The sequence below is a fragment of the Falsiroseomonas sp. RANM36 genome (assembly GCF_056682175.1).
The window spans coordinates 1321209-1330107 of sequence record NZ_JBWXTD010000003.1 but is presented as its reverse complement, the minus strand read 5'-3'; the positions used below and the strand labels follow the sequence as shown (position 1 = coordinate 1330107).

Here is an 8899-nt window from a genome sequence, read left to right as displayed (position 1 = left end):
GAGCCGGTCCCGCCCGTGCTCCCGCGCCCGCCGCGCGGGGGGGGGGTGGCGGTGGGCCCGCGGGGCGGCCGGCGGCGGGGCGGGCCCCGGCCGGGCCGCCGCGGGGCCGGCGGCGGATTCGTCCCAGCAGGTGTCGGAGGGGAGAATCAGCGTCGCGATCTGGCCCGGCGAGGTCCGCGCCGCCTGCACCGCCACCGCCGCGTCCCGGCCGCCCTCCTCGGCACGGCGGACGGGGCGCGTCCAGCCGGAGACGGCGCGCGCAAAGCCTTCGGTGTCGGCGGTCAGCGGCGCGTCATAGGGGCGGTGGTAGGTCGCGTGGTCGCCGACGCAGTTCACCATGCCCGACCGAGCGCGGCGCGCGTTGTGCAGGTTGGCCAGCCCGTTCGCCAGGCCCGGCCCGCAATGCAGCAGCGTCGCCGCCGGCTTGCGCGCCATGCGCCAGTAGCCGTCGGCCATGCCGGTGACGACGTTCTCCTGCAGGCCGAGGATGCAGCGCATGCCGGGCACCCGGTCCAGCGCGGCGACGAAATGCATCTCGCTGGTGCCGGGATTGGCGAAGCAGACATCCACCCCCGAGGCCAGCAGCGTATGGACCAGACTTTCCGCGCCATTCACCCGCCAAGATCCTTCCGCGATGAGGTCCGGAGGCTGCGCGGGCCGCGCGCGCGGGGCAAGAGGCCCGGCCGGCACAATCGCCCGGGCCACCTCCCGCGATCGTGAGCCCCCCTTTACGGAACGTCATGCTGCCGCAATCCTGCCGCCATAGGAGGGCACTTCGGAACGATCGGTCGGGCATGGCCGGTTGGGGGGACGGGATATGCCGCGTCTGGCGGTCGCATTCTTCTGCTCGGGCTTCGCCGCCCTGCTCTGCCAGATCGTCTGGCAGCGGATGCTCGGCATCTTCGCCGGGTCGGACACCGTCTCGGCGGCGCTGGTGGTCGGCGCCTTCCTGGCCGGCCTCGGCCTCGGCTCCATCATCGGCGCGAAGATCGCGGACCGCTTCAGCGCGTCCCAGGCGCTGATCGGCTTCGCCCTGGCGGAAGCCGGGGTGGCGGTCTTCGCGCTCGTCTCGAAGTTCTTCCTCTACGATTTCCTGGCGACCGACCTGGCCGGGGTGGTGGACAGCCCGGTGGCGGTCTTCGCGCTGTGCTTCGCGGGGCTGGTGCTGCCGACCACGCTGATGGGGGCGTCCCTGCCGCTGCTGGCGCGCGCCATCGCGACCAACCTCGACACCGTCGCGGAGCGGATCGGCACCCTGTACGGCCTCAACACGCTCGGCGCGGGGCTCGGCGCGCTGCTGGGCGGCTGGCTGCTGGTGGGCAATCTCGGCTTCGTCGGGGCACTGATCCTGGCGGCCGGGCTCGACATCTTCGCCGCCCTGTTGGCGCTCACGCTCTTGCCGGCGCTCCGCCGCGCCGAAGGCGCCGCGCCGGCGGCGGCGCGCGCCCCCCCCCCCCGCCCCCCCCCCCCCCCCGGCTGCCGCGCGTGGTGGTGCCGGTGGACCTCTACGGCCAGTGCTGCGACCTCGACGGCATCGTCTCCGCCTGCGAGCCCTGGGGCGTGCCGGTGCTGAGCGACAGCGCCGCCGCGATGGGCTCGCGCGGGCGCGGCGGGCAGCATGCGGGACGGGGCGCGCGGCTCGCCGCCTTCTCCTTCAACGGCAACAAGATCGTGACGACCGGCGGCGGCGGCGCGCTGGCGGGCGACGATGCGGCGCTGATCGCCCGCGCCCGCGCCCTCGCCGGCCAGGCGCGGGAGCCCGCCGCGCATTACCAGCACGAGACCACCGGCTATGCCTATGGCCTGTCCTCCGTGCTCGCCGCCGTCGGGATCGCGCAACTGCCGAGCCTGGCGGAGCGCGTGGCGCGGCGCCGCGCGATCTTCGCCGCCTATGCCGAGGGGCTGGGCGACCTGCCCGGCCTCTCCTTCCTGGCGGAGCCGAACTGGGGGCGATCGAATCGCTGGCTCAGCGTCGCGTTGATCGAGCCCGCCGCCTTCGGCGCCGACCGCGAGGCGGTGCGCCGCGCGCTGGACGCCGCCGGCGTGGAAAGCCGCCCCGCCTGGAAGCCGCTGCACCTCCAGCCGGCCTTCCGCGACGCGCCGCGCATCGGGGGCGAGGTGGCGGCGATGCTGTTCGAGCGCGGGCTCTGCCTGCCGTCCGGCAGCGCGATGACGCAGGCGGAGCAGTCCCGCGTGATCGAGGTGGTGCGGAGCTGTGCCCGGCGCTGAGTCGCGGGCGGGCATCCGGCGTCCGCTGCGCATCCTCTACCTGCACCAGCACTTCTCGCGCCCCGAGGGCAGCACCGCGACGCGCTCCTTCCACCACGCCGCTGCGCTGGCGGGGGCGGGGCATGCGGTGACGCTGCTCTGCGGCCGCTACCAGGGCGCCGTGACGGGGCTCGACGGCCCGTTCCGCCACGGCCGACGCTGCGGCCGGATGGACGGCTTCGCGCTGCGCGAATTCGACATCCCCTGCGGCAATGCGCAGGGTCTGGCGGCGCGCAGCCTGGCCTTCCTGCGCTTCGCCGCGCGCGCCACGCGCGTTGCGCTGGCCGAGCCTTGGGACCTGGTGATCGCCTCCTCCACGCCGCTCACCGTCGCGATCCCGGCTCTGCTGGCGCGCCGCCGCCGCGGCGTGCCCTTCCTGTTCGAGATCCGCGATCCCTGGCCCGAGCTGCCGCGCGCGCTGTCCTCGCCGGGCGGCGGCGTGCCGAAGCCGTTGCTGGCGGCGATGGGGCGCCTTGCCGACGCCGCCTGCCGCGACGCCGCGGCGGTGATCGCGCTGACCGAGGGCATCGCGGAGACCGCGGTCGCGCGCGGCGCGGCGCGCGAAACCGTGCATGTGCTGCCGCAGGGCGTGGATCTGGCCCTGTTCGGGCCGCATGTCGCGCCCTGGCGCCCGGAGGGCATCGCGGCGGAGGAAACGCTCGCGGTCTATGCCGGCGCGCATGGCGCGGCGAACGGGCTGGAGGCGCTGCTCGACGCGGCCGCGCTGCTGCGCGGGGCGGGCATCACGCTGCTGCTGGCCGGCGAGGGCGCGCGCAAGCCGGCGCTGATGGCGCGCGCAGCGTCCGAAAACCTGCCGCTGCGCTTCCTCGATCCGCTGCCGAAGCCGCGCCTCGCTGCGCTGCTGGCCGGCGCCGAGATCGGACTGCACTGCCTGGCGCCGGTGCCGGAATTCGCCGAATGGACCGCGCCGAACAAGCTGGTGGACGGCTTCGCGGCGGCGCTGCCGATGGTGACCAACGTGCCGGGCCGCGCGGCGCGGCTGGTGACGGAAGGCGACTGCGGCATTGCCGTGCCGCCGGCCGACGCCGTGCCGCTCGCCGCGGCGCTGCGACGCCTGGCAGGCAATGCTGCGCTGCGCGCGCGCATGGGCTGCAACGCAAGGCGCCTGGCGGAGCAGCGCTTCGACATGCGGGCCATCGCAGTCCGCTTCGTGCAGGTCGCGGAGGCGGCGGCGGCGTGAGCGGGCTGGTGCTGATGCTCTCCGCGGCGCATCCGCCGGAGGATGTGCGCATCGTCGCCAAGGAAGGCGCGGCGCTGGCGGCGGCCGGACATCGCGTGATGCATCTCGCGCCGGGCGATCCGCCCGCCGCCCCGCGGCACGGCGTGGCGTTGCGCAGCCCCGGAGCGAAGCGGCGCGGCTGGCGCGGGCGCGTCCTCGGCATCGCGGCGCTGGCGCGCGCGGCGGCGGCGCAGCGCCCGGCGGTGATCCATGCGCATGAACCGGATTCCTGGCTCGCCGCGCGCCTTGCCGCGCGGCGCTGCGGCGCGCGCGTCGTGCTCGATGTGCACGCGCATTATCCCTCGCGCCTCGCTCCGCGCCTGCCGCCGGCGTTGCGCCCGGCCGCGCGCGCCGCGCTGCGACTGCTCTGCCGCGGCCTGTCGCTCGGCGCCGATGCGGTGGTGGTGGCGAAGGACGGGCTGGACGACGCCTTCGGCGGCGCCGCGCGTTGCACCCCTGTGCGCAACTACGCCGAGGATGCGGGCGTCGCGCCGCGCCGCCATGCGCCGGGCCCGCTGCGGCTGCTGCATCTCGGCGCGCTCGGCGAAGCGCGCGGCGCCTTCACCATGCTCGACGCGCTCGCGCGGCTGCCGGCGGAGACGCGGCGCGTGCTGATCGGCCGCTTCACCGATGGCAGCGAGGCCGCCTTCGACGCGCGCGCCGCCGCGCGCGGCCTGACGCCGCGCATCGAGAAGCATGGCTGGCTGCCGCGGGAGGCCGCGCTGGCACGGGCGGCGGACTGCGATGTCGCTCTGGTGCTGTTCCAGCCGGGCGTGGAGAACCATCGCCTGGCGCTGCCGCACAAGCTGTTCGACGCGATGCTGCTCGGCCTGCCGGTGATCGTGCCGGCCTTCGCCGAGGAGGTCGCCGCCGTGGTGGCCGACGCCGCCTGCGGCCTCGCGGTGGACACCGCCGATCCGCGCGCCGTCGCGGACGCGGCGCAACGCCTCGCCGATCCCGCGCTGCGCGGCGCGATGGGCGCGCGCGGGCGTGACGCCGCGCTCACGCGCTTCGGCTGGCCCGCGGAGGCGGCGCGGCTCGTCGCGCTCTATGGCCGGCTGATGCGGTAAGCGCCGAAGCTTCCTATGCTCGCCGCGCGATGGATGCGGAGAAGGCGATGACGAGCGCGGAGGCCGAGGGCCGTCATGCGGACCTCCCCGGCGTGAGGCTGTGGTTCACCGACAGCGGCGGCGACGGGCCGGCGGTGGTGCTGCTGCATCCCAACACCGGCACCAGCGCGATCTGGCGCAAGCAGGGGCCGGCGCTGGTCGCGGCCGGCTTCCGCGCCATCGCCTTCGACCGCCGCGGTTGGGGCCGCAGCCTGGCCGTGCCGGAGACCGGGACGCAGCCCGGCAGCATCGCCGAGGATCTCGAGGCGCTGGCCGATCACCTCCGCCTCGGCCGCTTCCATCTTGTGGGCGTCGCCGGCGGCGGCTTCGCGGCGCTGGACTACGCATGCTGGCGGCCGGATCGCGTGCTGAGCCTGACCGTCGCCGCCAGCAACGGCCAGTTCAGCGAGCCGGACCTGCAGGCGATCTATGCGCGCCTGACGCCGCCCGAATTCAAGGCGCTGCCCGGCGTGCTGCGCGAGGTCGGCGCCACCTTCCGCGGCCTCGATCCCCAGGGCACCGCGCGCTGGATCGCGATCGAGCAGGCGGCGCAGCAGAAGGGCGCGCCGGCGCAGCCCCTGCGCAGCCCGAACACCTATGCGAAGCTCGCCGCCATCCGCTGCCCGGTGCTGGTGATGGCGGCCGGCGCCGATCTCTACGCGCCACCGGCGCTGATGCGGATCTGGGCCGCGCATCTGCCGCGCCACGAATGGCACGTGCTGCCGGAGGCCGGGCACGCCATCAACTGGGAGCAACCCGAGGCCTTCGACGCGCGTCTGCTCGCCTTCCTGCGCGGCGCGTAGCGCCGGCTTACGGCAGCCGCTGGATCCGCCGCTCCATCATCTCGCGCCAGGGCGCGCCGGGGGGCGCCTCGTCCACGATGGACTGCCAGACGCGACGCGCATTCGCCGGGCGGCCGGCGCGCTCCTCCACCAGGCCGGTCATGAAGCGCAGGCGGATGTCCTGCGGCTGCTGCGCGAGGGCGCGGGCGAGCAGGGCGGAGGCTTCGGTGAAGTTGCCCTCCTCCATCTGCACCTCCGCGATGTCGGCGGCGAGCTGCGGCTCGAACCGCACGGCGAGGGCGCGGCTCCAGGCCTGCAGCGCCTCCGCGTTGCGGCCGCGGTTGCGCTCGGCGTTGCCGAGCAGGATGAAGCCCTGCCGTGCCGGCTCGCTGTTCGGATCGAGCTGCGCGATGCGGCTGCGCAACGCCGTGAGCAATTGCTCCTCGGCTTCCGCCTGCTGGCGTCGCAGGTCGTAGGGCGCGCTCGGCATGTCGGGGACGCCGCGAAGCAGATAGAGGCCGATCGCCGCGGCGGGCACCAGGAACAGCGCCGCGCCGAGGATGGCGGCGCTGCGCCGGCCGGCGCCGGCGGCATCATCCTTCGGCGCGGCGAGGATGCGCCGCTGCACCTCGAGCGTCGCGGCGGCATGCGCGGCCTCGTCCAGCCTGCCGGCCTCGCGCTCCCGGTCGAGCTCCGCGAGCTGGGCGCGATAGAGCGCGAGGTCGGCCTCGGCGCGACCCCGCGCGCGGGCGGGGCGCAGCAGCACGATGGCGAGCGGCAGCATCGCCAGCAGGGCGAGGGCGCCAACCAGGATCCAGATGGTCACGCCCGCGTCCCGTCCCGTCCCGTCCCGTCCGGCGCCACGCCCAGCGCGGCGAGCCTGCGCCGCTCCTCCTCCGTCAGCGGCGGCGGGCCGGCGACCTGCGCCTGCCGGCGCCGCGTGGAAAGGATCAGCCCGAGGCCGAGCAGCACCGCGATGACGGGCGTGCCCCAGAGCGTGGCGGTTGACCAGGCGAAGGGCGGCTTCAGCAGCACGAAGTCGCCATAGCGAGCATGCAGGAAGGCCTTCACCTGCGCATCCGTCTCGCCGGCGGCGATACGCTCGCGCACGATCAGCCGCAGGTCGCGCGCGAGGCCGACTTCGCTGTCCTCGATGGACTGGTTCTGGCAGACCATGCAGCGGATGTCGCGCCCGAGATTGCGCGCGCGCTCTTCCATCGCCGGGTCGGGCAGCATGTCCGCGGGATTGCTGACCGCCAGCGCGTGGAGCGGCAGCAGCAGGGAAACGAGAAGCAGAAGGCGGCCCGCGTCACGCCGGAGGCGTGCTGTCCGCACGCCGCGGGCCGCGCGCGCGAATGCGCGCCGCGCACAGACGCTCAGCGTCGCCGGGTGCGTCAGTGCGTTGCGCGTCACGCCGAAGGCGTGCCTACGGCACGAAGCCCCGGCGGCGGAGCCGCCGCCCGGCGTCTGAGGGCAGCGAAAAAACAAGCTCATGCGGCGTATCGCCGCAGGAGCGGCCTGATGTCCTGCTCCAGCACATCCGGCGTCACCGGTCCGGCGAAGCGCCAGCGGATGATGCCCTGGCGGTCCAGCAGATAGGTCTCCGGCACGCCGTAGACGCCCCAGTCGATCGCGACGCGGCCCGGCTCGTCCTTCGACAGGAGGCGGAACGGGTTGCCGCGCTCGCGCAGGAATTTCAGGCTGTCCGCGGGCTTGTCCTTGTAGGCGATGCCGAACACCGGCACGCCCTCGTTCGACAGGCGCATGAGCTGCGGATGCTCGATGATGCAGGGAACGCACCAGCTGGCCCAGAAATTCACCAGCACCGGGCCCGGCAGGTTGCGCAGGTCGGCGGAACTCAGCGCCGGCCTTTCCGATCCGTCGAGCGGCGGCAGCGCAAAATCCGGCGCATGCTGCCCGATCAGCGCGGAGGGCACGCCGCGCGGATTGTACTCGCCGGTCTTCATCCCCTGCAGCATGCCGTAGAAGGCGACGCCGCCCGCCGCGGCGACTGCGAACGGCGCGAAGAGCAGGGCGCGACGTGCCGTCGGGCTCATGTGGTCGCGGCACCACGTGGCAGCGCGGCCTTGCGGTTCGGCACCGAGACGCGGACGCGCCGGTCCGCCAGCGACAGCGCCCCGCCCAGCGCCATGATCGCCGCGCCGATCCACAGCCAGGGCGCGAGCAGGTTGTAGTGGATGCGCACCACCGCCTTGCCCGTCGCCGGATCCTCCTCGCCGACCACGGCGTAGAGGTCGTAGAGCAGGTTGGTGCGGATCGAGACTTCCGTGGTGTGCTGGCGGCCGATCGGGAACCAGCGGCGCGAGGGCTCCATCACATGCAGCACCTGGCCGTCGCGCAGCACGGTGATCGTCGCCTTGCGCGCGGTGAAGTTCGGGCCGGTGACGTCGCGCACGCCGTCGAGGCGCCATGTGTAGCCCGCCATCTCCGTGGTGTCGCCGGGCGCCATCGCGACGAGCTTCTCCTGCGCGAGCCCCATGCCCGCGATGCCGGCCGCGACGATGCCGATGCCCGCATGCGCGATGGCCGCTCCCCAGGCCGCGCGCGGCAGGTTCTTTGCGCGTGCCCAGGAATTCGAAAGCCGCGTGCGGAACAGGGCCGTGCGATCCGCGATGTCGGTGATCGCCGCGCCGATCACCCAGGCGGCGAAGGCGAAGCCGACCGCGGGCATCACATGCTCGCCGGTCAGCAGCAGCGCGACGAAGAAAGCGAGCAGCGCGATCGCGGCCGCCGCCCACAGCCGCTGCACCACCGGCCAGAGCTGCGCGCGCTTCCACGGCATCAGCGGCCCCGCCGCCATGGCCAGCAGCAGCGGCACCACCAGCGGGAAGGACGCCATGTTGAAGAAGGGCGGCCCCACCGAGACCTTCGCGCCGAACAGCGCATCGGCGAACATCGGCCAGAGCGTGCCGACGAACACCACCGCGGTGATCGAGCAGACCAGCAGGTTGTTCAGCACGATCGCACCCTCGCGCGAGATCGGCGCGAAGATGCCGGTCGGCGCCATGATCTGCGCGCGCCAGGCAAACAGCAGGAAGGCGCCGCCGACGTAGAACAGCAGCAGCGCCAGGATGAACATGCCGCGCTCGGGATCGTTGGCGAAGGCATGCACGCTGTTCAGCACGCCCGAGCGCACGAGGAAGGTGCCGAGCAGGCTCATCCCGAAGGCGATGATCGCGAGCAGCACCGTCCAGGTCTTCAGCGCCTCCCGCTTCTCCACGACGATGGCGGAGTGCAGCAGCGCCGTGCCGATCAGCCAGGGCAGCAGGGAGGCGTTCTCGACCGGGTCCCAGAACCAGTAGCCGCCCCAGCCGAGCTCGTAATAGGCCCACCAGGAGCCGAGCGCGATGCCGAGCGTCAGGAAGCTCCAGGCCGCCAACGACCAGGGCCGCACCCAGCGGCCCCCGGCCGCGGCCCCCCGGCCGTCGGGCCGCGCCGCGGTGGGGCAGGCGCAGGTCCCCGCGTAGCCCCCATAGCCC

The 8899-nt window shown here is 74.3% G+C and carries 10 protein-coding genes; 5 read left to right on the top strand and 5 right to left on the bottom strand.

Annotated elements, in window-relative coordinates; genetic code table 11:
• A partial coding sequence (locus AC1MIR_RS11230; protein ID WP_480028241.1) for a thiamine pyrophosphate-binding protein occupies positions 1 to 615 on the bottom strand: 615 nt, incomplete at its 3' end.
• Between the two features lie 202 nt (positions 616 to 817).
• On the opposite strand from AC1MIR_RS11230, the gene AC1MIR_RS11225 reads away from it, so the two are divergent.
• The 5 genes from AC1MIR_RS11225 to AC1MIR_RS11205 are packed head-to-tail and all read left to right on the top strand — an operon-like array spanning position 818 to position 5420.
• The gene (locus AC1MIR_RS11225; protein WP_480028240.1) at positions 818 to 1573 is read left to right on the top strand and encodes a fused MFS/spermidine synthase; all 756 of its coding nucleotides are present in this window, start codon (positions 818 to 820) and stop codon (positions 1571 to 1573) included.
• Positions 1486 to 2229 (top strand): DegT/DnrJ/EryC1/StrS family aminotransferase, encoded by a 744-nt coding sequence (locus tag AC1MIR_RS11220; RefSeq protein ID WP_480028239.1) that lies wholly within the window; start codon positions 1486 to 1488, stop codon positions 2227 to 2229. The genes AC1MIR_RS11225 and AC1MIR_RS11220 overlap by 88 nt, the downstream gene beginning before the upstream one ends.
• Complete coding sequence (locus tag AC1MIR_RS11215; RefSeq protein ID WP_480028238.1) at positions 2216 to 3469, top strand: glycosyltransferase family 4 protein; 1254 nt, start codon at positions 2216 to 2218, stop codon at positions 3467 to 3469. The genes AC1MIR_RS11220 and AC1MIR_RS11215 overlap by 14 nt, the downstream gene beginning before the upstream one ends.
• Entirely contained in the window at positions 3466 to 4578 is a 1113-nt protein-coding gene (locus AC1MIR_RS11210; RefSeq protein ID WP_480028237.1) for a glycosyltransferase, read from the top strand. Before AC1MIR_RS11215 ends, AC1MIR_RS11210 begins: the two co-directional genes overlap by 4 nt.
• Before the next feature lie 47 nt (positions 4579 to 4625).
• On the top strand, positions 4626 to 5420 hold the full coding sequence (locus tag AC1MIR_RS11205) for an alpha/beta fold hydrolase (RefSeq protein WP_480028236.1): 795 nt from the start codon (positions 4626 to 4628) through the stop codon (positions 5418 to 5420).
• Between the two features lie 7 nt (positions 5421 to 5427).
• On the opposite strand, the gene ccmI is transcribed toward AC1MIR_RS11205, so the two are convergent.
• The 4 genes from ccmI to AC1MIR_RS11185 all read right to left on the bottom strand — a co-directional run.
• Positions 5428 to 6225, bottom strand: a complete 798-nt coding sequence (gene ccmI / locus AC1MIR_RS11200; protein ID WP_480028235.1) for a c-type cytochrome biogenesis protein CcmI — start codon at positions 6223 to 6225, stop codon at positions 5428 to 5430.
• The gene (locus AC1MIR_RS11195; RefSeq protein WP_480028234.1) at positions 6222 to 6734 is read right to left on the bottom strand and encodes a cytochrome c-type biogenesis protein; all 513 of its coding nucleotides are present in this window, start codon (positions 6732 to 6734) and stop codon (positions 6222 to 6224) included. Before AC1MIR_RS11195 ends, ccmI begins: the two co-directional genes overlap by 4 nt.
• A gap of 155 nt (positions 6735 to 6889) precedes the next feature.
• Positions 6890 to 7456, bottom strand: coding sequence for a DsbE family thiol:disulfide interchange protein (locus tag AC1MIR_RS11190; protein ID WP_480028233.1), 567 nt, complete (start codon positions 7454 to 7456; stop codon positions 6890 to 6892).
• The coding region (locus AC1MIR_RS11185; RefSeq protein WP_480028232.1) for a heme lyase CcmF/NrfE family subunit at positions 7453 to 8899 on the bottom strand (1447 nt) is incomplete at its 5' end. The genes AC1MIR_RS11190 and AC1MIR_RS11185, both read right to left, overlap by 4 nt.

What these genes read in the sequence shown, in the direction of transcription:
- AC1MIR_RS11225 (WP_480028240.1), top strand. Translation starts at nt 818, where the DNA reads ATGCCGCGTCTGGCGGTCGCATTCTTCTGCTCGGGCTTCGCCGCCCTG.
- AC1MIR_RS11205 (WP_480028236.1), top strand. Translation starts at nt 4,626, where the DNA reads ATGACGAGCGCGGAGGCCGAGGGCCGTCATGCGGACCTCCCCGGCGTG.
- AC1MIR_RS11190 (WP_480028233.1), bottom strand. Translation starts at nt 7,456, where the DNA reads ATGAGCCCGACGGCACGTCGCGCCCTGCTCTTCGCGCCGTTCGCAGTC.